The organism is Ruegeria sp. BB7 (assembly GCF_056539365.1).
This window is the reverse complement of record NZ_JBQFUV010000012.1, coordinates 71,246-91,866: the sequence shown is the minus strand read 5'-3', so window position 1 is coordinate 91,866 and position 20,621 is coordinate 71,246. Positions and strand designations below refer to the sequence as shown.

The following is a 20,621-nucleotide window of genomic DNA, read 5'->3' as shown; positions in this document are numbered from 1 at the left end:
TCCGGGTTTCTTTCTCATCTCCACTCCTTGGCGGTTACGATGAGCCAGAAACCCTCTCTTATCAAATCGACCTAAACTGTCCCATTGGTGCTGACGTCAGACAACTCCGAAGGAAACTCTACATTCAGTTTTGACAAAGATTGGATGAGATACGGCTGAATTGCGGACGGGTCCGGCTGGAAAGTAGAATGGTAGTAAACTATTAGTCGTTCGTATTCTTCTGCCGACTTGTCAGCAGTAACAATTGCACGAAAGCTCCCTTCGAAAGTCATGCGTTTCGCCAAATCTTCTGCGCCGACCTCGAGCAAAAAGTCGGGTTGGTCTTCGGAAGCAACCAACTTTCCGGTCGTGTTTTTCTCACGCAGGAAGATCAAATTTACTTCGGGAGCAACAAAGAATTGAACCACCAACAAGACGAAAGCTGCATAAGACAAAACAAAGGTGTTCATTGTCACGAGTAGGTCAGAAGCAATGAACATCACAGAGCGAAATATACTCCGTGCAGCTAAAGAGGCTTCGATAAAGACCTTTGTCTGTACGATAGTGAAATAGTCGAACAGCACATTGAAGGCTACGAACGCGCCGATGACCAAATACTGTTTGGTATCGAACTGAACTCCAGAAATAGCGGCAGGGTTCAAGTATACTTGGACGGCTGCGACCAGTGAAAAAGACACTAGAGAAACGGCAAGCGCACAGGAGAAAAACGACCACGACAATAGTTTCCCGGAAAAAAACCTTCCAAAGACCACAGTGTGAGACAGTGTGAGAAATTGGAGGTACTTGTCCGTGAGCGTGGAGCGTTCGGAATTTGCTTCCAAATACCTAGAAATTTTTTGGCGCTCGTCCTTCCCGATCAGTACCTGATCAAAAAATAGCCCTAATCCCGCCAGCGTCATCACGGACGTGATGAATTCAGAAATAATGCTCAATGCGTTTCCGCCGCTTTTCTAATTTTACCCCCCCTCACTTGAGGGTCTCCAAACAATACTGTGTAAAGCAACGTTTTGAAAAGGTTTCTTTTGTACCGCCTAGCCGCGCAAAACGGTACGGTTAATGCTGCGCTATCGACCTAGATGCTAGAAAAAATCAGCCCAGAAAAACGCAAATACCGTGTACAACATGTCATCAATTGAAACCGCCACGCCAACCACGAAAATAACGAGACACAGGAACACCAAGACTATCATTGGGTAAAAAGCAAACCTCTCAAGAGCAATTGCAAACTTCTTGGTGTGCTGTGCCTCTTCGAAAGCATTCAGACCATCAGGGACGCTGCCCTTATTTTTCGCAACTGCCAACCAGAAGCGCTGATGAGTGCGGTGCATACGCAACAAGCCGTGTTGTATTCCAACGATAGCGCTGTTGTACGCCAAAATCGCAAAGTAGATGGACATAAAACAGGCAGCGCCTTTAATCGTATGTTCGCCACCGACTGAGAACTTCAAACCGGCGACCGACAAGTAGGCACTATTCAACTTGGCGGTATGTAGAAAAATTGAAAGAAAAGAGAACAGAAGTGCTCGACTTGCATGTTTGACGGCTAAATCTTCCGCTTTACGGGTTTCAACCGGATCAATAGGCGGAAACCGGTATCTAACTCTTTTGGAACGCTGCAGATTCTTCATGCGTGGTTTTTAGAAAGTTTTGGCTAACTAGTATAGCCTCCGATCCATTGTTAGTGCCTGAGTTTGTCGCTCAGCCTGTTCTAGAGTAGGTATAACCTGTCGGCCGCAAAATCAGCTTATATCCAACTAGGTTCACTATGTGGGAAACGGATACTTTGAAAGTTTCAACGCTCGTTTCTGCGACGAACTTTCGTACGACCGAGTCGTTTACAGATTGCGCGAGGCGTAAACACTGTTCTCTTGAGCGCTAGGTTCCAATACGCCTGACTCAAATTATCAGACACAGTATCACGACGACGCCGAGCGTCACCAATGAACTGACCGCCATCTGAGCATAGACATTTCTGCTATTGATCTTCGAGGTCTCGTCGATGAGCCTCAACGTCTCAGCGTTTAACTTGACGATTACCTGATCACACTCGGTGGTATTCATCTAACTTTCTCCTGCTGAGGCCATTTCCCGTAAATCTATTGATTATACTTTGGGATGTCACCTAGGGTGATCGCCCGCGTCTTTCTACCTAGTGTCATCTAGCTGAAAGACGGAGGATATGAGGCGAATAAATCGGAGGATACAGAGCATTGAACTTACTGTTTTTAAAAGATTTAAAAAATAAATCTCGATTCCGGTACTCGCCTCCAATAATGGTGCGCAAGTTATTGATATTTAACGATAATTTTAGCGCTCAAACTTGGGATTCGAACTTTCCCGCACCAAACCCCGCAACATTGCTTGTTCTGCCCCCAAAAACAGACCGTCAAGAATGCGATTGTCGCCTTGAACACGCGCAACTTAAGGCATAGCGTGTTCCCAGTTTGTTCAGAAAGGGATTTTAGGCTTACCACAAGTGAGAATGGCTTCTGTAGGATTTGATTTACCATCAGATGATGTCACCAACTTGCATTTTTACTCGGACTCATCACTGCTCGACTTTGACCTTAATTATCTTTTCCCCCATACTCGATGCCCAAGACTATTCGTCTGAAACCTATCTGGGAAAATACAGTTTTGACGAAGATCAGTCATTTCGTCTGCGAGACGCAATAGAGCACTGGAAACGGGAACTTGACGACGCCGTAAACCACGGAAAAACGGTGTTTATTTTCCTGTGCGCAATTGAAACAGTCTATGCGGCGACTGGAGAAAAAACGTACTCTGGCACCCGAAAGAACCGTCAGGCCACAACCCTGGTCGAACCGATCAGTAACTATGAGTGTCTTCCATTCGACATAGAACCCACAGGGGCGTCTGGCGAAAAGATGAGCGTTGTGCCTGACTTCAAAGAGCTCTTTGAGCAGTACTGGGCTCTGGCAGAAGACTACAGTTCGTTTCGTGTATTTTCTGAAAGCCCACTTGGTACTACTTGCATCAAAACTGAGACAGGAGAGAAGTCCGTCGGTCGAGCTTTCGGTCAATCCGGAAGTGACGGAGTTGCTTTCATTCTACCTTACCTTGACATGGACGACTACGGGTTAGCCGAAGAAGACGACTATGGTCGCCTCATCTGGACTGACGAAGGAAAGAAACTTGGCAAGAGGATAGGTCAACAACTTATTTGGATTCACAAAAACGCGCGGCAAAAATCAACGAAAACACCGGCTCCAGACTGGGCGGCTGATCAATCATTTCTTTTGAAAAAAGAAATGATCTTAAATGAAGAGATCAAGCAGATAAGCGATGAGATTAGTTCACTCGCAGAAAAAAGAGACAAACTGGAAGCTGATCTTCTAGGGCAGTCCAAACTTCGTGACCTACTTTTTGAGAATGGTCGCGCTTTGGAAGAAGCTATACACCTAGCTCTTGGGCACTTGGGATTTTCGACCTCAAACTACAATGAAAATGGCTCTGAGTTTGACGTTGTTTTCGAGGCTCCGGAGGGAAGGCTCCTGGGTGAGGCAGAAGGAAAAGACAACAAAGCCATAAACGTTGGCAAACTGCGTCAACTTCAAATGAACATTCTCGAAGACTTGGAGCGCGATGAAATCAAACACCCAGCAAAGGGCGTCCTATTTGGCAACAGTTTTAGATTAACTGCCCCTAATGAAAGAACTGAACAGTTTACGACGAAATGCATAGCTGCTGCGAAACAAAACGGTACAGCGCTGATGAGCACGTTGGAGCTATTCAAAGCTGCAAAGTACCTAGCTGAAAATGAAGACAGTGTTTTTGCAAAGAACTGCCGAAAGGTTTTGTTGGAGGAGGTTGGCGAGTTAACCCTCCCAGACATTCCCTCTGAGTGAAAAAAACCGCAACAAATCCCGCAACATTTTGAATGGCATCAGGGCGGAAGATCACCCTTAAATATTGATATGAAAAGAGAATTTTTCTGCACCAGTTCGACTTCAAAACAGGTACTCGCCTCCACTCCTACAACATCACATACCGCCCATATTATTTAGTGTATCCTCTGTTATTCGACTCCACGCCCCTGTGGAACAACCTCATATCCCGGTTCCTCAGGCTCATCATCCAACATCTCTGGTGGAAAACCCGGCGCCGTGATATCCAGCCCCGTTGCCTCTTCCAACCGCCTGATAATGTTAGGGGAAAGCTCGCGTTCACCGAACCGGGCAATGCCGTCTTCGAAGATTTGGATCATCACCGGATTTATCTCCAACGGCACCCCAGCGCGGTCGGCGACGTCCTGAAACAGGCCAATGTCCTTTTTCACCAGATCCATCGTGAACGAAATATCACGCGACCCGTTCAAAATAACTTGGCTTTCGGTTTCGTGAACAAACGAGGTTCCCGAAGAAATCTTGATCGCCTCATATGTGGTATTGAGGTCCATGCCTGCGGCCTTGGCTGTTACCAACGCCTCGGCGCAGGTGATCAGGTTTGCGGTGGCAAGATAGTTGGTCAGCACCTTGAGAACCGAGGCCGAGCCTAATTCGCCCGTGTGCAGCACACGCCGACCCATGGTGGTGAGGAAGGGCAGGATTTGCTCGAACGTCGCACGATCACATCCGGCGAAGATCGAGATGTTGCCGGTTGCTGCACGGTGGCAACCGCCGGACACGGGGCAATCGACCGCAGCGCCTCCGCGTTCGATTACCATGGTCCCCAGTCGCTTGGCTTCGGCCTCATCGGTGGTTGACATCTCCATCCAGATTTTGCCCGGTCCGACTTCGGACAGCATCTCTTGCATGACCGCGTCAGAGGCGGCGGGTGATGGCAAGCAGGTAATGACGGCATCGCAATCCCGCATCATTTGCGCAGAGTTTTCGGCTGCTTTGGCACCTTTGGCCACGAATTCGGCCACCAGATCGGGGTTGAGGTCATGGACCGTCAGGTCAATTCCGTTGCGCAAAAGCGATCCTGACAGTTTACCGCCGACATTCCCCAAACCGATAAATCCAACTTTCATGTTTACCTCCTGACGGTCGTATTTGGGCCAAGTATCTATGTTGCCCGCTAGAAACAAAAATGATTAATATGCCAATATATGGTCAAATAATTTTGGTGCTAAATGGATCGCCTGCCAAATCCCACATGGTTGCGCAGCTTTGAATCCGCAGCACGGCATCTGAATTTTACCACCACAGCGAGGGAACTTGGCCTGACGCAGACGGCTGTTTCATTACACATCCGCTCGCTTGAGGCCGAACTGGGGCAAAAACTATTCACCCGGAACGCGCGGAGGTTGGAACTAACCGAACTTGGACAGTCCTATTCGCTGACGGTCCGGCGCTCTCTGGCAGATATCGCGCTGTCCACCAACAGTCTGTTTGGCCCTGCCTCACGGCAGACCCTGACAATCCGCGCGGCGATATCAACTGCAACGTATTGGATAGCTGCAGAACTGCCTGACTTTACCGTGCGGCACCCGGAAATCCCTGTGCGACTGGTCTCACACATCTGGAATGACAGCATCGCGCCCGGAGATGTGGATGTAGAAATTCGGCTTGGTTATGGCGATTGGCCTGGGGTGATCTCCGAGAAACTGACCGAAGAAAAATTGGTGCCGGTGAGCCGGGCTGGGGGCGGCTTGCCGACGTGTAACAACCTGCAAAAGGGCCCTCTGATTCATATCCTTGGATACGAAGACAACTGGGCCCGCTATTTTCAGGCCAATAACATCGCACCCCCGGATCAAGCGCCTCAGCATTCGGTGGACACTTCGGTGGCTGCGCTGCAGCTTGTCATGGCCGGCGCTGGCTATGCGACGATTCTGGAACGGTTTGCGCGAAACGCGATCCGGCAGGGTGCACCGCTTGAAATTACAGGCCCTGCGATTCCCTTTGCTCAGTCACATTATCTGATCAGCGCGCAGGGAGCTGCCCAGCCGACAGCGGCCGCGGGGCTGTTTTGCGCGTGGCTGCGGGATCGGATTGCGCTGGATGCCGCTGATTGACATAGGCTGGTCGCTTTTCTGACCTGAGCAAGAGCAACCCATACCTCGTGCTTGACAACCCCCCTGCCCGTGCCGCATGTCCGACGCGCTGGTGTCCATCTTTGGATGGATGAAAAGGGAATGCGTCAACGGATCATCCGCCAAACGCAGCCGCCCCCGCGACCGTGACCGGAGAGGGTGCCCAAAGCCACTGGCCAACAAGGCCGGGAAGGCGGGACATCTGCCGGGGCTTACGCCCCTATATCCGCAAGCCGGGAGACCTGCCAGCGCCCGAAGTTGAAACCGGACGGGGTGATCCGGTGTCGGGCCCATGTGCAGACGTGGCCCGCATGAAACCCCGTCCCCCGCGAAGAGGATTTGGGGGGATGAGAGACGTGACCGATACTGCACCAGTCGAATTGCTGGTCTGCACCACGTGCCGCCGTGGCCTGCCCGTCGAGGATGACGACCAGCGCCCCGGCACATTGTTGCATAAAGCCCTGGAACGGGCGGACTTGCCCGAGGGCATCACGCTGAAACCGGTCGAGTGCCTGTCGAACTGCGATCAGGGCTGTTCCATCGTGTTGCGCGGCGGGGCAGACCGCTGGACCTTTGTCTATGAGAACCTGAACGAAACCGACCACGTTGACGTCATCGTCGACGGAGCGACCAAGTATCTGGCCACCGAGGACGGCTTGGTCAAATGGCGTGAGCGTCCCGAGCATTTCCGCAAAAACTGCGCCTCGCGCATTCCCCCGATTGGAGCCCCGAAATGAGCAATCTGGAAAAACTCCCCGTTACTGTGATCACCGGCTTTTTGGGCTCGGGCAAGACCACGCTGGTCAAACACCTGATGCAGAACCCTCAAGGCAAGCGTCTGGCCGTTGTGGTCAACGAGTTCGGCGATGTAGGCGTAGATGGCGATATCCTGAAATCCTGTGCAATTCCGGATTGCCCGGCTGAGAACATCATGGAACTGGCAAACGGCTGCATCTGCTGCACCGTGGCCGATGATTTCATCCCAACAATCGAAGCCCTGATGGCGCTGGAGCCGCGCCCCGATCACATCCTGATCGAAACGTCAGGTCTGGCCCTGCCAAAACCGCTGCTGAAGGCGTTCGACTGGCCCGATATCCGGTCCAAGATCACCGTGGATGGTGTGATCGCTTTGGCCGATGCCGAGGCCGTCGCCGCCGGTCGCTTCGCCCCGAATGTCGAGGCCGTAGACGCCCAGCGCCTGGCCGATGACTCGATCGACCATGAAACGCCTCTGTCCGAAGTGTTCGAGGATCAGATCTCCTGTGCCGACATTATCCTGCTGACCAAGCCAGATCTGGCCGGTCCCGAAGGCGTTGCCAAAGCTAAGGAAGTCATCGCCGCCGAAGCCCCGCGCCCGCTGCCCGTGGTTGAAGTGGCCGAGGGCGTCGTGGACGTGCGCGTCGTGCTGGGTCTGGAGGCCGCTGCCGAGGATGACATGGAGGCGCGTCCCTCGCATCATGACGGCCACCACGACCACGAGCATGACGATTTCGAAAGCATTATCGTCGAACTTCCCGAACAGTCCGACCCTGCCGATCTGGTTGCCAAGATTGAACGTCTGGCCAAGGAGTTGAACATCCTGCGCGTCAAAGGCTACGCCGCCGTTCAGGGCAAACCCATGCGCCTGCTGGTGCAGGCCGTCGGTGCCCGCGTGCGCCACCAGTACGACCGCCCATGGGAACCCGGCGAAGAGCGTCGCTCGCGTCTGGTGGTCATTGCCGAGCATGACGACATCAAAGAGGCCGCAATCCGCGATATCCTTGTGGGTGTGACCGAAGCTGCCGAGTAAACCATGCACGTCGTCTTCCGCGAAAGCCACGGGTTAGAAGAAACCGAGACCCCGACCGATCTGGGCCAGAGCCCGGCGGATCTGGTGGTGTTGTCCTTTTCCGACAGTGACCTCGGAGCTTTCGCAGCGGGCTGGCATCGTGGTGGCGACCCTGAGGGGCGGATGCCGACACTGCGGCTGGCCAACCTGACGGCGCTGAAGCATCCGCTGTCTGTCGATACCTATGTCGAACAGACTTTGGAGGGTGCCAAAGGCATCCTGATCCGTCTGATTGGCGGCGTACCCTATTGGTCCTATGGCCTGCAGCAGGTTCTGGCGCTGGCGCAGGCCAAGGGCATCGCGCTGGCGGTGCTGCCTGCGGATGGGCGCGAGGACACGCGGCTGGATGAGTATTCCACCCTGCCCGTCTCGACCCTGCGTCGTCTGGCGCATCTCTGCGACACCGGCGGAGAGGTCGCGGCACAAGCCGCCCTGGCGCAAATGGCGCTGGCAGCGGGGCTCTATGCCGGTCCAGTGATGGGCGCCAAGACCCTGCCCGAGTGCGGTGCATGGTGCCCAGACCGTGGCGTGATCCCGGTGGACACCGCCTTTTCCGGCGACGCGAAACGCATCATTGTCACCTTTTACCGTGCCTATCTAACATCTGCAGACACAGCTCCGGTTGCCGCCCTGATCCGCAGCTTCCGCGCGCGCGGGTTTGAGGCGGTAGGCCTGTTCGCCCCCTCGCTGAAAGCCCCTTCTTCGGCGGATTGGCTGCGGGAACAGGTCGTTGAGCTGGCCCCTTCGGCGATTATCAACGCCACTTCCTTCTCTGGCAAAGGCGCATCGGGCACCTCGCCCCTGGACGCCGCCAACGTACCGGTGTTTCAGGTGGCGCTCGCCACCTCGCGCCGCAAAGCCTGGGCCGAGGCAGAACGCGGGCTGTCCCCAGCCGACCTTGCCATGCATGTGGTGCTACCCGAGGTGGACGGGCGGATCTCGGCGGGCATCGCCTCGTTCAAGGAACCGGGCAAGCGCGACCCGCATCTGGAATATTCCCGCTTCGCCCACCGGGCCGAGCCGGACCGGATCGAAGCCATCATCGACCGTGTATCAGGCTGGCTGACACTGCACGACAAGCCCAAAGCCGATCAAATCCCCGCGCTGGTTCTGTCCACCTATCCCGGCAAGGATTGGCAGATGGCCCATGCGGTGGGCCTCGACGCGCTGGCCTCGGCCGAGGCAATGCTGTCTGATCTTCAGGACGAAGGTTATGACACCGCGCCCGCGGAACCAATTGCACAGACCCTGCTGGATGCCCGCATTTCGTGGTCAATGGAAGCCTATCGAGCCGCGTTGGCGGACCTCCCGGAACAACTGCGTGCGGACCAGCGAACTGTCTGGGGCGCCCCTGAGGACGACCCGACCGTTGCGGATGGTGCGTTCCACTTTACCGCCCTGCGCCGTGGCAAGGCATTGGTTGCGCTGCAACCGGAACGCGGCACGCCCGAGTTACGCGACGACGACTACCACGACCTGTCGCGCACTCCGCGCCACAGCTATGTTGCCTTCTATCTGTGGCTGCGCAAAGGGCTGGGCGCGGATGCGCTGATCCACATTGGTGCGCATGGCACGCTGGAATGGCTGCCCGGCAAATCGGTCGCCCTGTCCGCTGACTGCTGGCCCGAAGCGCTGATCCGTGACCTGCCGGTGATTTACCCGTTCATCGTCAACGACCCCGGCGAGGCCGCGCAGGCCAAACGCCGGATAGGGGCCGTAACGCTGGGCCATATCCCACCCCCGATGAAGGAGAGCGGCACGCCCGACCGGATGGTGCGGCTGGAATCGCTGCTGGATGAGTTCTCGAACGCCGACGGGCTGGACCCTAAGCGCCGCGACCGGCTGCAAGAGGATATCCGGGATGAGGCGCAGGCCATTGGGCTGGAAAGCGACCTTGGCCTCGATCAGGCCACCTGCACCGCCGAGGCAATCACCCGCATCGACCGCTTTGTCTGTGACATCAAGGAAAGCCAATTCGGCGACGGGTTGCATATCTTTGGCCGAGCACCTGAGGTGACGGGCAATTTCGACCCCACTCCCTCGGCCCATGCCGAACGCAGCGCTCTGATCGACGCGCTGGCCGGCAAACGGATCGAGGCCGGGCCGTCCGGCTCCCCTTATCGCGGGCGGTCGGATGTGCTGCCCACCGGGCGGAACCTCTACACCACCGACCCTCGATCAGTGCCCACGCGCGCCGCCTATGCCCAAGGCGTGAAACTGGCGGAGGAACTGGTGCGACGGCACCTGCAAGAGGAAGGCGACTATCCCAAGGGGCTGATCGTCGACCTCTGGGGTTCGGCCACCATGCGGACTGCTGGCGAAGAATTCGCGATGGCGCTGCACCTGCTGGGGGCGAAACCGATCTGGGACAAAGGGTCCGAGCGGGTCTCGGGCATCGAAGTCCTACCAATCACTGATCTCAGCCGTCCGCGCCTGGATGTGACCCTGCGTGTCTCGGGCCTGTTCCGCGATGTGTTCCCGACACTTTCGGCGCTTTACGGTCAGGCGGTGCGTGCGTTGTCCGAGCGAGACGAAGCCCCGGATTGGAACCCCTATGCCGGACAAGCCCCCACGGCGCGCGTTTATGGCCCGGCTCCCGGCAGTTATGGCGTGAACATGACGCAACTATCTGAAATCTATACGGATGAAGCGCGCTTCCAAGCGGGTGAGGCATGGCTAGAGGCCAGCTCCTTCGCGCTGGAAGGCGAGCATATCGCGCAAGACAAAGACGGCATAACCCAACGCGTCGCCAATGCCGACAGTTTCGTGCACCTTCAGGACCTGACTGAGACCGACCTGCTGCTGGCCAACGACTACGCCACGCATGAGGCCGGGTTTGCTGCTGCAAAGAAGATCACGGGCGGCACGGCACAGCTGTATCATCTGGACAACACCAATCCGGAAAACCCACGCGCCCGCACCCTGCCCGAGGAAATCAGCCGCGTCGTTCACGCCCGCGCTGCCAATCCCGGCTGGATCGCGGGTATGCAACGTCACGGGTTCCGGGGCGCAGCCGAGATCGCGGCCACGCTGGATCACATGGCCTCATTTGCGCATCTGTCAGGTACCGTCGCACCGCATCTGTTCGACCTCTACCACGACGCAACTCTTGGCGACGCCGAGGTCGACGCCTTTCTGAAAGAGGCCAATCCGCAAGCGCATCAGGCCATGCAGGACCGATTCCGCGCGCTGCTGGAAGCCGGGCTTTGGAACACACGCCGGAACTCGATCCGAGCCGATCTGGAGGGCATGGGATGAGTGCACCGATCGTACAAGGCTGGTGCCCCGGAGCTCACCGTCCGATGATGTCGGGCGACGGGCTGGTGGTGCGGGTTCGCCCTCGGCTGGCCCGTCTGAGCAAGGTGCAGGCGCTGGGACTGTGCGAACTTGCCGATCGTTTTGGCAATGGCACCATCGACCTGACCAACCGAGCCAATCTCCAGCTTCGTGGCGTGCAGGAAGCGGACCACCAGCAGCTGCTGGCGGAACTGGCGGCGCTGGATCTGCTGGACGCCGAGCCGGGTATTGAGGTGCGGCGCAATATTCTGGTCTCACCGCTCTATCAGGCCGGTGATCTGACCGCGCGGTTTACACAGGAACTGATTGACCGACTTGAGCAACTGCCTTCCCTACCTGCGAAATTCGGATTTGCCATCGACACTGGCCCAGTGCGGCTGTTGGCCGCGGATTCAGCCGATATCCGGTTGGAAACCGGCCCCGATGGCCTGATCCTTCGCGCCGATGGTTGTGAAACGGGTCGCCCCGTGACCGAGGCCAAGGCTATCGACCACCTGTTCGATCTGGCGCGGTGGTTTGCCGAAAACTACACCTCTGACACCCGCCGCATGGCGCGCGTCGTTGCGACTAAGGGCCTACCGCAGGAATGGCAGGGCTCCCTTCCCGGTACCGTTGGTACGCCGATCCAGCCCGGCACATGCGACCTCGGCACACTTTATGGCGCAGCCTTCGGCCAACTGCCCGCGCAACCTCTTGCCATTTTGATCGCGGGCTCGGATGCAAAAGCCCTGCGGGTTACCCCGTGGCGGTTGTTCCTGCTTGAAGGCGGAGTGGCGATACCCGCCCCGGCCTTTGTGACAGATGGCTCTGACCCGCTGATGACCACTGACGCCTGCCCTGGCGCACCGTACTGCCCTCAGGCACAGGCGAAAACCCGTGATATTGCCCGCGCTCTGGCGCCACGTGTCACCGGCAGCCTGCATGTCTCGGGCTGCGCCAAGGGCTGCGCGCGGATGGGCCCCGCAGATGTAACGCTGGTCGGTCGCGAAGGGCGATTTGACCTTGTCAAACAAGGCCGCGCGGGAGATGAGCCCTGCAAGCACGGCCTGACACTCGAAACACTCAAGACCATGGACCTGACCTGATGCCCTATACATACGAAACTGATGGCGCGGCGATCTATAAAGAAAGCTTTGCCACCATCCGGTCCGAAGCCGATCTGGCCCGGTTCGACGCCGACGAAGAACAGGTCGCCGTTCGCATGATCCACGCCGCCGGGATGGTTGGGCTGGAAGAATTCGTGCATTTTTCCCCGAATTTTGTCACGTCTGCTCGCACTGCTTTGGAAAATGGTGCTCCGATCCTGTGTGACGCACGCATGGTCAGCGAAGGCGTCACCCGCTTTCGCCTGCCCGCTGACAACGAGGTGATCTGCACCCTGCATGACGAGCGCGTGCGCCCGCTTGCTGCCGAGATGAGCAACACCCGCTCGGCCGCGGCGCTGGAACTGTGGCGTCCGCATCTTGAGGGCGCGCTGGTCGCCATTGGCAACGCGCCAACCGCCCTGTTCCATCTGCTGAACATGCTGGAAGACCCGGACTGTCCGCGCCCTGCTGCCATCATTGGTTGCCCTGTGGGCTTTGTCGGTGCGGTCGAATCCAAAGATGCGCTGTGGGAGGCTCAGCCGGTACCGTCCTGTATCGTCAAAGGCCGTCTGGGCGGCAGCGCCATCACCGTCGCCGCCGTTAACGCCATTGCGAGTCGCGCGGAATGAGCGCGGGCAAGATATATGGCGTGGGTCTCGGCCCCGGCGACCCAGACCTGATGAGCGTCCGGGCCGACCGCCTGCTGCGCAATGCGCGCCACGTTGCGTTCTTTCGCAAACCGGGCCGCAGCGGTCAGGCGCGCAAGATCGTCAACGGCATGATCCCAGGTGATGCGATCGAATTCCCGATGGAATATCCAGTGACCACTGAAATCCCGGTCACCGATCCGCGCTATAATGAGCTGCTTTCAGCGTTCTACAAAGACTGCGCCGCACATCTGAAATCCCTGTCGGACCGGGGCGAAGATGTGGTGGTTCTGTGTGAAGGTGATCCGTTCTTTTACGGTTCTTTTATGCATCTTTACAGTCGACTACGCGACCAAGCTGATGTTGAAGTTGTGCCCGCCATCACCGGCATGTCCGGCGCGTGGACGGCCACGGGCGACCCGATCACTTGGGGCGATGATGTCCTGACCGTTCTTGTCGGCACCCTTCCCGAGGATACTCTGGCGGAACGCATGGCGCAGACAGATGCGCTGGTGGTGATGAAGATCGGGCGCAACATCGACAAAGTGAAACGGGCGCTAAAGACGGCAGGCCTCTACGACCGTGCGTGGATTGTCGAGTTCGCACAGATGCCGAACCAAACCGTGACAAAACTGTCTGAGGCCTGTGAAAAGGTGACTCCTTATTTCTCGATCATCATCGTACATGGTCAGGGACGACGCCCATGAGCGGCTGGATCAAAATCGCGGGCCTTGGCCCCGGAAATGAAGATCTGGTCACGCCCGAGGTTTCTGCCGCGTTGGCCGAAGCTACAGATGTGGTTGGCTATATTCCCTATGTTGCCCGCGTGGCCGAGCGCCCCGGCCTGACACTGCACGCCAGTGACAACCGGGTTGAAATCGACCGCTCGCAACACGCGCTGCAGATGGCGGCCGAGGGGAAACGCGTTGTTGTGGTGTCATCCGGTGATCCGGGTGTGTTCGCAATGGCCGCCGCAGTGTTTGAGGCGCTGGAAAATGGTCCTGCGGACTGGCGCGATATCCCGATTGATGTGCTGCCGGGGATCACTGCAATGCTGGCCGCGTCTGCCCGCGCTGGCGCGCCTTTGGGGCATGATTTCTGCGCCATCAACCTCAGCGACAACCTGAAGCCGTGGTCCCTGATCGAAAAACGCTTGCGTCTGGCGGCGCAGGGGGATTTCGCGATGGCGTTCTACAATCCACGCTCGAAATCCCGCCCAGAAGGATTTGTAAAAACGCTGGAAATCCTGCGTGAGGAATGTGAACCTGAACGTCTGATCCTGTTCGCCCGAGCCGTCTCGCGCGCGGATGAGGCGATCCGAATTTCGACTCTTGCCGAAGCGACACCAGATATGGCCGACATGCAGACCGTTGTGATTGTCGGCTCATCGCTGACCCGTGTGATAGAACGGGACAGCACCCCAATCGTCTACACTCCGAGGTTCACGCCGGAATGAGCCAGCCAGTCCAGAACCTGTGCGACACTCGACAGTTCGGTCCGCTGCGGCAGGGCCGGTCGGTCAATCATGAGCACCGGAATGCCCAGCGCCCGTGTCGCATCCAGCTTGGCCCGCGCGCCGGTGCCGCCTGCGTTCTTGGACACAACCAGTTCGATACCATGGCGCTGCAAAAGCGCCCGGTCATCCGCTTCGGCAAACGGCCCGCGTGCGACAACAACATCACAGTTCGGCAGGGGCAGAGCGTCGGGTTCGTCCACCAAACGCAGCAGGTAGTGATGCTGAGGCTGGGCTGCGAAATCAACCAGATGCATGCGCCCCACGGCCAGAAATACGCGCCGCGCCGGGCCGGACAACGCAGCCACCGCGCCCTCGATGTCAGGTACATGCTGCCACCTATCGCCTTCTTGCGCCTCCCATTGCGGGCGGGTCAGCGCGGCCAACGGGACACCCGCCTCGAGGCTGGCACTCACAGCGTTGCGGCTCATCTGGGCGGCGAAAGGATGGGTGGCGTCGACTACATGAGTGATCGCGTGATCGCGCAGGTACCGCGCAAGCCCGTCTGCTCCGCCGTACCCTCCGACACGCACCGGCACAGGCTGCGGACGCGGACTATCCACGCGACCAGCGTAGGAATAGGACGCCGGGATGCCGCGCTCGGCCACAGCTTTGGCCAAAGCATTGGCCTCGGTCGTGCCGCCAAGAATCAGGAGGTGTGTCATGTCTAAGGTTCCGTGGCTGACCGTTTTGGGCTTGGGCGAAGATGGACTGGATGGCCTGCCCCCCGCAAGCCGTCAAGTGCTGGAACATGCTGAAATCATCATGGGCCCGCCGCGCCATCTGTCTTTGGTTCCTGAAACCAGCGCGCAACGGGTGGAGTGGCCTGTACCGTTTGCCGATGGGCTGCCGATCCTGACTGGTTTCCGCGGGCGACCAACCGTCGTTCTGGCCTCGGGCGATCCATTCTGGTTCGGCGCAGGCTCGGTTATTGCACGTAATTTCGAGGCTGGTGAATGGGCTGCCTTACCCGGCCAATCGACCTTTTCGCTTGCTGCCGCACGGTTAGGCTGGCCGCTGGAAAGCACTCTGACGTTCGGCCTGCACGCGGCCCCGCTGACGCGACTGCGACCACATTTGGCACCCGGTCTGCACGCCATCCTGTTGCTGCGCAATGGGACAGCAGTAGCAGAACTGGCAACATATCTGACCGAGACAGGTTTTGCCGATACACGCCTGCATGTGATGGAGGCGCTCGGTGGCCCTCGCGAACGGGCGCGGAGCGTCTCGCTGACCGAGGCGTTGTTGGGCGGCTTTGACCACCCCGTTTGCGTGGGGCTTGAGGTCGAAGGCAAAGGACGCGCCTTTCCCAAGGCATCGGGCAAACCGGATGAGATTTTCGAAACTGACGGACAGATCACAAAACGACCTGTTCGGGCCCTTACGCTGTCGGCGCTGGCACCTCAGCGAGGCGAGCACCTTTGGGATATCGGCGGTGGCACCGGGTCCATCAGCATTGAATGGCTGATGTGCGATCCAACCCTGACCGCGACCACAATCGAACCGCACGAGGACCGTGCCGAACGTATCCGGCGTAACGCCGATACACTGGGACAAGACCGACTGAAGGTGATCCACGGTACTGCACCGGATGGTCTGAACGGAATTCCCTTGCCCGATGTCGTCTTTATCGGTGGCGGGCTAAGCGCCAACCTGCTGGCTTGGTTGCGCGACGCCCTGCCCGCTGGCACGCGGCTGGTCGCCAATGCTGTCACGCTGGAAAGCGAGGCGCTGCTAGCACATTGGCACCATGAACTGGGTGGAGAGCTTCTGCGTATCGAACTGGCCCAAGCCTCGGCCCTTGGCCCACGCCGTGGTTGGAAGTCCGCCTATCCGGTGGTGCAGTGGAGCGTCACCCTATGATCGTTGCCGGTATCGGATTTTCATCTACGGCGACAGTGGACAGCCTGCGCGCGGCCTTTGAAAAGGCGAGTGCCGGTCAAAACGTGGAGGCGTTGGCCACCGTGGCAGACAAGGAAGGCCACAGGGCACTTGCCGAATTCGCCACGAACGCCGCCCTACCCCTTCATTTCGTCGCGCTTGCCGATTTGGCAGGGCAGCGAACCCTCACCTGCTCGAACCGCAGCCGCGCCACCTATGGCACCGGCAGCGTGGCCGAAGCATCCGCTCTTGCCGCCGCCGGACATGGTGCGCGGCTGATCTCACCCAGACAAATCTCGGACGACCGGCTTGCAACCTGCGCCGTCGCCATCGGAGGATAGACATGACCGTTCATTTCATCGGCGCCGGACCGGGTGCCGCCGACCTGTTGACCCTGCGCGGGCGCGATATCATCGCGTCCTGTCCAGTATGCCTCTATGCCGGGTCGCTGGTGCCCGAAGAGATTTTGGGCCATTGCCCCAAAGACGCAAAGATCATCAATACCGCGCCGATGGACCTGGATCAGATCATGACCGAGATCGAGGCCGCTCATCAGGCCGGTCAGGACGTGGCGCGGCTGCATTCAGGCGACCTGTCGGTCTGGTCGGCGATGGGAGAGCAAATCCGCCGCCTGAAGGAGATGGGCATCCCCGTCAGTGTAACCCCCGGCGTCCCGTCCTTTGCCGCCGCCGCTGCCGCCTTGGGAACAGAGTTGACCCTACCCGGTCTGGCACAATCGGTCGTGTTGACCCGTACACCGGGGCGCGCGTCTTCTATGCCCGAAGGTGAAACCTTGGAAAACTTCGCCCGCACCGGGGCGACGTTGGCGATCCATCTGTCGATCGGCAATCTGGACAAGGTGATCGCCGATCTGACACCGGCCTATGGCGCAGAGTGCCCGGTCGCCGTGGTCTACCGCGCCAGTTGGCCGGACGAGCGTATAATCCGGGCAACACTGGCGACATTAAAAGAGGCGCTAGACGAGAGCATCGCGCGCACGGCCTTGATCATGGTTGGCCCTGCACTGGCGGGCGAGGGTTTTGACGAAAGCTGCCTATATTCCAAGGACTACGACCGGCGGTATCGTCCGCAGAGCGCGGATAGCCCATGGTCAAGCTGGAGCCATGGTGATGACTAATCCTCCGGGCCTACTGATTTCTGCACCTTCCTCGGGCACTGGGAAAACGACCGTCATGCTGGGCCTGTTGCGGGCACTGGCCGAGGATGGGTTGACCGTGCAACCGTTCAAAAGTGGCCCGGACTACATTGATCCCGCTTTTCACCGGGCGGCGGCGGGGCGGTCCTCGTTCAATCTGGACAGTTGGGCGATGGATGAGCCGCTGATGAACGCGATTTCGGCACAGGCCGAGGGCGCTGATATCGTTGTGGCCGAAGGCTCAATGGGCTTGTTTGACGGCGTCGCCAAGCCCGGAGAATTGGGGCATGGCTCCAGTGCTGAAACCGCGTTGCGGATGGGCTGGCCAGTCGTGCTGGTGCTGGATGTGGGCGGTCAGGCGCAATCGGCGGCGGCAACGGCGCTGGGTTTTCGGATGTATAACCCCGATCTGCCGTTTGCCGGTGTAATCCTGAACCGCTGTGCCAGCCCACGTCATGAGCGCCTGACCCGATTGGGGATGGAACGCGAGGGACTGCCGGTTCTGGGCGTTCTTCCCCGTCGAGGAGACTTGACCCTACCCGAGCGGCACCTTGGGCTGATCCAGGCGGTCGAGCATCCCGATCTTGAAACGGCGATTGCCGGATATGCCGCATTTCTGCGAGAGCATGTGGATTTGGAGGCGATCAAGATGGCGGCGTCCTCAGGCCCGCAAGGGCCATCGTCCGCCACGCTGCCGCGCCCCCCAGCCCAGCGGATCGCGCTGGCACGCGACGCGGCGTTTTCATTCACCTATCCTCATTTGCTGGAAGGCTGGCGCGCGGCCGGGGCAGAAATACGGCCATTCTCTCCGTTGGCCAACGAGGCCCCAGATCCGGATGCGGATCTGGTCTGGTTGCCTGGTGGGTATCCTGAGCTGCATGCCGGTACACTGGCCGCTGCGGAAACTTTTCTGGCGGGGCTTCGCAGACATGCGGAAACTAAGCCGGTTCATGGAGAATGTGGGGGGTACATGGCCCTAGGTCAGGGCTTGATCGACAAGGATGGCGCCCGTCATCAGATGGCAGGATTGCTGGGGCTGGTGACTTCGTATGAGAAGCGCAAGTTCAACCTCGGCTACCGCAAGGCGGAATTGCTGGCTCAAATGCCTGGCTACGAGGTCGGCTCGGCCCTGCGCGGGCATGAGTTCCACTATTCCTCGATTGTCGAGCAGCCGGACGCTCCGCTAGCGCGCGTGTTTGACGCAGAAGGCGCCGAGGGCCCGCAGACCGGATCGGTACGCGGTTATGTGACCGGCACATTCTTTCACCTGATCGCGGAGGCCTCGGCATGAGCGGGTTTGTGTCCTTCATCGGTTCTGGCCCTGGCGATCCGGAATTGTTGACGCTGAAAGCTGTCGACCGGATGCAAAAGGCCGACGCGGTGTTGTTTGATGATCTCAGCAGCGGCCCGATCCTAAGCCATGCGCGCGAGGATGCCGATTTGGTTGGCGTCGGCAAACGCGCCGGGCGGCCCTCTCCCAAGCAGGACCATGTCAGCCGGTTGCTGGTGGAGTATGCGCAGACCGGTCAGCATGTCGTACGTTTGAAATCCGGCGATGGCGGGATGTTCGGTCGTTTGGAAGAGGAATTGCTTGCCTTGCGTGAAGCCGGGATCGAATACGAAATCATCCCCGGCATTCCATCGGCGGTCGCAGCGGCGGCGGCGGCGGGTATTCCTTTGACCCGCCGGCTGACCGCGCGGCGGGTACAATTCGTCACCGGCCACGACGTTAGCGGCAAGTTGCCCGAAGACCTGAACCTGCCCGCTCTGGCCGATCCTGATGCGACGACTGTGGTATTCATGGGCAAGCGGACGTTTCCTTTATTGGTCAAAACCCTGCACAAACACGGGTTGCCTTTGGACACGCCTGCGATGATGGCCGAATCCGTTTCAACACCAGATCAGAAGCTGCACCGTGCAACCGTCGGAGCACTGTCTGAACAACTGAGCACTGAGATTGGCACAGCCCCGGCCCTGATCCTATATGGCCCATTGGCAGAATTTGACGATGTTTGACCTGACCCTGATAGGTATCGGCACTGGCAACCCGGACCACGTGACCTTGCAGGGTGCGCAGGCCATCCGCGATGCGGATCTGATCCTGATCCCCCGCAAAGGTGAGAATAAGGCCGATCTGGCTGGGTTGCGCGAAGAAATCATCGCGACCGTTACCGACACGCCGCCGCAGATTGCCTATTTCGATATTCCCAAGCGCCGGTCGGATGATGGCTATCTGCGAGGTGTCGATGACTGGCACGATGCGATCGCTTTGCGCTGGCAGGAGGCGATCTCGGCCAATCCCGACGTTCGCCATGTGGCGCTTCTGATTTGGGGCGATCCGTCGCTGTACGACAGCTCTCTGCGAATCGCATCACGGTTGACCCCACAACCGGAAACTCGGGTCGTTCCCGGAATCACCGCGCTGCAGGCTCTGACCGCGGCCCATGCGATTCCGATCAACGATTTGGGTGCGCCCTATGTGGTTACCACTGGACGGCGTATCCGCGATGAAGGATGGCCCGTAAATGCCTCAAAAGTTGCGGTTATGTTGGATGGCGAATGTTCGTTCCAATCCTTGGAGATGGCCGAATATGACATCTGGTGGGGCGCTTACGTCGGTATGAAAGAGGAAATCCTGATCTCGGGGCCTCTGACAGGCGTGGCACAGCAGATTCTAGACACGCGCGCCAGCGCGCGCGCCGATCATGGCTGGATCATGGATATCTATTTATTGAAAAAGCGCGTGAACTGACGAAATAGGTCGCAAATGACGATTGCGCCGCAACCATCAAAACGTCTAAATGAAGGTGTCTGGTCCCGCCGGAGGCATCCGGAAGCTAAGAGGGAATTTGGTGCGACCAATGCGTTGGTCAAAACCAAAGCCGCCCCCGCGACTGTAAGCGGTGAGCCCTGTTCAACCAGCCACTCCTGTTTTTCAGGGGGAAGGCGAACAGAGGCATCGACCCGCAAGCCAGGAGACCTGCCAGGCATGTAATTGAAACACCGGCCGTCGGGTGCGGCGGCAAAGGAGAACTAAAGATGGCAACACTAACAAAAACAGCATCCGCCGCGCGCACAGGTTTTGTACCGGTCATGTTCGCAGTGGTTCTGGGTCTGGGCATCGTCACACTGACCGGTCACGTTCAGGCCGCAGCACTGCACGATGCTGCGCATGACGTCCGTCACGCGACCGGCTTCCCCTGCCACTAAGAC

General features: G+C 58.3%; 21 protein-coding genes and 2 riboswitches. Of the genes, 16 read left to right on the top strand and 5 right to left on the bottom strand.

All coding sequences use genetic code 11. The annotated features are described in order from the left end of the window. Positions 1-71: 71 nt before the first annotated feature. From ACR0D7_RS16090 to ACR0D7_RS16080, 3 genes are all read right to left on the bottom strand, one after another. Positions 72-932 carry a hypothetical protein gene (locus ACR0D7_RS16090; RefSeq protein WP_480679927.1) on the bottom strand — a complete coding sequence of 287 codons (861 nt, stop codon included), beginning with the start codon at positions 930-932 and terminating at the stop codon, positions 72-74. Between the two features lie 147 nt (positions 933-1,079). After that, positions 1,080-1,628 carry a hypothetical protein gene (locus ACR0D7_RS16085; RefSeq protein ID WP_480679926.1) on the bottom strand — a complete coding sequence of 183 codons (549 nt, stop codon included), beginning with the start codon at positions 1,626-1,628 and terminating at the stop codon, positions 1,080-1,082. A 268-nt stretch (positions 1,629-1,896) separates the two neighbouring features. Continuing rightward, positions 1,897-2,061 (bottom strand): hypothetical protein, encoded by a 165-nt coding sequence (locus tag ACR0D7_RS16080; protein ID WP_480679925.1) that lies wholly within the window; start codon positions 2,059-2,061, stop codon positions 1,897-1,899. Between the two features lie 500 nt (positions 2,062-2,561). Here ACR0D7_RS16080 and ACR0D7_RS16075 point away from each other — a divergent pair, with 500 nt between their 5' ends. Next, positions 2,562-3,869 carry a hypothetical protein gene (locus ACR0D7_RS16075; protein ID WP_480679924.1) on the top strand — a complete coding sequence of 436 codons (1,308 nt, stop codon included), beginning with the start codon at positions 2,562-2,564 and terminating at the stop codon, positions 3,867-3,869. 170 nt (positions 3,870-4,039) lie between these two features. Here ACR0D7_RS16075 and ACR0D7_RS16070 read toward each other — a convergent pair whose 3' ends face one another. Next, positions 4,040-4,996 (bottom strand): NAD(P)-dependent oxidoreductase, encoded by a 957-nt coding sequence (locus ACR0D7_RS16070; protein ID WP_480679923.1) that lies wholly within the window; start codon positions 4,994-4,996, stop codon positions 4,040-4,042. A gap of 102 nt (positions 4,997-5,098) precedes the next feature. Between ACR0D7_RS16070 and ACR0D7_RS16065 the strand changes: the two genes are divergently transcribed. The 8 genes from ACR0D7_RS16065 (at position 5,099) to cobJ (ending at position 14,314) form a co-directional block, all read left to right on the top strand. Beyond that, positions 5,099-5,983: a LysR substrate-binding domain-containing protein gene (locus tag ACR0D7_RS16065; protein ID WP_480679922.1), complete on the top strand. Its 885-nt coding sequence runs from the start codon at positions 5,099-5,101 to the stop codon at positions 5,981-5,983. Between the two features lie 72 nt (positions 5,984-6,055). Beyond that, positions 6,056-6,265, top strand: a riboswitch (cobalamin riboswitch). 83 nt (positions 6,266-6,348) lie between these two features. Continuing rightward, positions 6,349-6,738 (top strand): DUF1636 family protein, encoded by a 390-nt coding sequence (locus ACR0D7_RS16060; RefSeq protein WP_480679921.1) that lies wholly within the window; start codon positions 6,349-6,351, stop codon positions 6,736-6,738. Then, positions 6,735-7,790, top strand: a complete 1,056-nt coding sequence (gene cobW, locus ACR0D7_RS16055) for a cobalamin biosynthesis protein CobW (protein ID WP_480679920.1) — start codon at positions 6,735-6,737, stop codon at positions 7,788-7,790. Before ACR0D7_RS16060 ends, cobW begins: the two co-directional genes overlap by 4 nt. Positions 7,791-7,793: 3 nt before the next feature. Then, a complete protein-coding gene (gene cobN / locus ACR0D7_RS16050) occupies positions 7,794-11,087 on the top strand; it encodes a cobaltochelatase subunit CobN (protein ID WP_480679919.1) in 3,294 nt (1,097 codons plus the stop codon). Next, positions 11,084-12,211 carry a cobalamin biosynthesis protein CobG gene (locus tag ACR0D7_RS16045; RefSeq protein ID WP_480679918.1) on the top strand — a complete coding sequence of 376 codons (1,128 nt, stop codon included), beginning with the start codon at positions 11,084-11,086 and terminating at the stop codon, positions 12,209-12,211. Before cobN ends, ACR0D7_RS16045 begins: the two co-directional genes overlap by 4 nt. After that, a complete protein-coding gene (locus tag ACR0D7_RS16040; protein WP_170572607.1) occupies positions 12,211-12,840 on the top strand; it encodes a precorrin-8X methylmutase in 630 nt (209 codons plus the stop codon). The genes ACR0D7_RS16045 and ACR0D7_RS16040 overlap by 1 nt, the downstream gene beginning before the upstream one ends. After that, positions 12,837-13,565: a precorrin-2 C(20)-methyltransferase gene (locus ACR0D7_RS16035; protein WP_480679917.1), complete on the top strand. Its 729-nt coding sequence runs from the start codon at positions 12,837-12,839 to the stop codon at positions 13,563-13,565. Before ACR0D7_RS16040 ends, ACR0D7_RS16035 begins: the two co-directional genes overlap by 4 nt. Beyond that, entirely contained in the window at positions 13,562-14,314 is a 753-nt protein-coding gene (gene cobJ / locus ACR0D7_RS16030) for a precorrin-3B C(17)-methyltransferase (protein ID WP_170387426.1), read from the top strand. The genes ACR0D7_RS16035 and cobJ overlap by 4 nt, the downstream gene beginning before the upstream one ends. Here the strand turns inward: cobJ and ACR0D7_RS16025 are convergent. Beyond that, a complete protein-coding gene (locus tag ACR0D7_RS16025) occupies positions 14,287-15,036 on the bottom strand; it encodes a cobalt-precorrin-6A reductase (RefSeq protein WP_480679916.1) in 750 nt (249 codons plus the stop codon). The two genes, cobJ and ACR0D7_RS16025, sit on opposite strands and share 28 nt — an antisense overlap. Between ACR0D7_RS16025 and cbiE the strand changes: the two genes are divergently transcribed. From cbiE to ACR0D7_RS15990, 7 genes are all read left to right on the top strand, one after another. Next, complete coding sequence (cbiE, locus tag ACR0D7_RS16020) at positions 15,035-16,234, top strand: precorrin-6y C5,15-methyltransferase (decarboxylating) subunit CbiE (protein WP_480679915.1); 1,200 nt, start codon at positions 15,035-15,037, stop codon at positions 16,232-16,234. The genes ACR0D7_RS16025 and cbiE overlap by 2 nt on opposite strands. Next, entirely contained in the window at positions 16,231-16,593 is a 363-nt protein-coding gene (locus tag ACR0D7_RS16015) for a cobalamin biosynthesis protein (protein ID WP_480679914.1), read from the top strand. Before cbiE ends, ACR0D7_RS16015 begins: the two co-directional genes overlap by 4 nt. A gap of 2 nt (positions 16,594-16,595) precedes the next feature. Next, on the top strand, positions 16,596-17,390 hold the full coding sequence (gene cobM / locus ACR0D7_RS16010) for a precorrin-4 C(11)-methyltransferase (RefSeq protein WP_480679913.1): 795 nt from the start codon (positions 16,596-16,598) through the stop codon (positions 17,388-17,390). Continuing rightward, a complete protein-coding gene (locus ACR0D7_RS16005; RefSeq protein WP_480679912.1) occupies positions 17,377-18,699 on the top strand; it encodes a cobyrinic acid a,c-diamide synthase CobB in 1,323 nt (440 codons plus the stop codon). The genes cobM and ACR0D7_RS16005 overlap by 14 nt, the downstream gene beginning before the upstream one ends. Continuing rightward, positions 18,696-19,424 carry a uroporphyrinogen-III C-methyltransferase gene (cobA, locus tag ACR0D7_RS16000; RefSeq protein ID WP_480679911.1) on the top strand — a complete coding sequence of 243 codons (729 nt, stop codon included), beginning with the start codon at positions 18,696-18,698 and terminating at the stop codon, positions 19,422-19,424. The genes ACR0D7_RS16005 and cobA overlap by 4 nt, the downstream gene beginning before the upstream one ends. Further along, positions 19,417-20,160 (top strand): precorrin-6A synthase (deacetylating), encoded by a 744-nt coding sequence (cobF, locus tag ACR0D7_RS15995; protein ID WP_480679910.1) that lies wholly within the window; start codon positions 19,417-19,419, stop codon positions 20,158-20,160. The genes cobA and cobF overlap by 8 nt, the downstream gene beginning before the upstream one ends. Positions 20,161-20,203: 43 nt before the next feature. Further along, positions 20,204-20,410, top strand: a riboswitch (cobalamin riboswitch). A 37-nt stretch (positions 20,411-20,447) separates the two neighbouring features. Then, the gene (locus ACR0D7_RS15990) at positions 20,448-20,618 is read left to right on the top strand and encodes a CbtB domain-containing protein (RefSeq protein ID WP_170387411.1); all 171 of its coding nucleotides are present in this window, start codon (positions 20,448-20,450) and stop codon (positions 20,616-20,618) included. Positions 20,619-20,621: the final 3 nt, after the last annotated feature.

What these genes read in the sequence shown, in the direction of transcription:
- ACR0D7_RS16085 (WP_480679926.1), bottom strand. Translation starts at nt 1,628, where the DNA reads ATGAAGAATCTGCAGCGTTCCAAAAGAGTTAGATACCGGTTTCCGCCT.
- ACR0D7_RS16080 (WP_480679925.1), bottom strand. Translation starts at nt 2,061, where the DNA reads ATGAATACCACCGAGTGTGATCAGGTAATCGTCAAGTTAAACGCTGAG.
- ACR0D7_RS16070 (WP_480679923.1), bottom strand. Translation starts at nt 4,996, where the DNA reads ATGAAAGTTGGATTTATCGGTTTGGGGAATGTCGGCGGTAAACTGTCA.
- ACR0D7_RS16065 (WP_480679922.1), top strand. Translation starts at nt 5,099, where the DNA reads ATGGATCGCCTGCCAAATCCCACATGGTTGCGCAGCTTTGAATCCGCA.
- ACR0D7_RS16060 (WP_480679921.1), top strand. Translation starts at nt 6,349, where the DNA reads ATGAGAGACGTGACCGATACTGCACCAGTCGAATTGCTGGTCTGCACC.
- cobW (WP_480679920.1), top strand. Translation starts at nt 6,735, where the DNA reads ATGAGCAATCTGGAAAAACTCCCCGTTACTGTGATCACCGGCTTTTTG.
- cobN (WP_480679919.1), top strand. Translation starts at nt 7,794, where the DNA reads ATGCACGTCGTCTTCCGCGAAAGCCACGGGTTAGAAGAAACCGAGACC.
- ACR0D7_RS16045 (WP_480679918.1), top strand. Translation starts at nt 11,084, where the DNA reads ATGAGTGCACCGATCGTACAAGGCTGGTGCCCCGGAGCTCACCGTCCG.
- ACR0D7_RS16040 (WP_170572607.1), top strand. Translation starts at nt 12,211, where the DNA reads ATGCCCTATACATACGAAACTGATGGCGCGGCGATCTATAAAGAAAGC.
- ACR0D7_RS16035 (WP_480679917.1), top strand. Translation starts at nt 12,837, where the DNA reads ATGAGCGCGGGCAAGATATATGGCGTGGGTCTCGGCCCCGGCGACCCA.
- cobJ (WP_170387426.1), top strand. Translation starts at nt 13,562, where the DNA reads ATGAGCGGCTGGATCAAAATCGCGGGCCTTGGCCCCGGAAATGAAGAT.
- cbiE (WP_480679915.1), top strand. Translation starts at nt 15,035, where the DNA reads ATGTCTAAGGTTCCGTGGCTGACCGTTTTGGGCTTGGGCGAAGATGGA.
- ACR0D7_RS16025 (WP_480679916.1), bottom strand. Translation starts at nt 15,036, where the DNA reads ATGACACACCTCCTGATTCTTGGCGGCACGACCGAGGCCAATGCTTTG.
- ACR0D7_RS16015 (WP_480679914.1), top strand. Translation starts at nt 16,231, where the DNA reads ATGATCGTTGCCGGTATCGGATTTTCATCTACGGCGACAGTGGACAGC.
- cobM (WP_480679913.1), top strand. Translation starts at nt 16,596, where the DNA reads ATGACCGTTCATTTCATCGGCGCCGGACCGGGTGCCGCCGACCTGTTG.
- ACR0D7_RS16005 (WP_480679912.1), top strand. Translation starts at nt 17,377, where the DNA reads ATGGTGATGACTAATCCTCCGGGCCTACTGATTTCTGCACCTTCCTCG.
- cobA (WP_480679911.1), top strand. Translation starts at nt 18,696, where the DNA reads ATGAGCGGGTTTGTGTCCTTCATCGGTTCTGGCCCTGGCGATCCGGAA.
- cobF (WP_480679910.1), top strand. Translation starts at nt 19,417, where the DNA reads ATGTTTGACCTGACCCTGATAGGTATCGGCACTGGCAACCCGGACCAC.
- ACR0D7_RS15990 (WP_170387411.1), top strand. Translation starts at nt 20,448, where the DNA reads ATGGCAACACTAACAAAAACAGCATCCGCCGCGCGCACAGGTTTTGTA.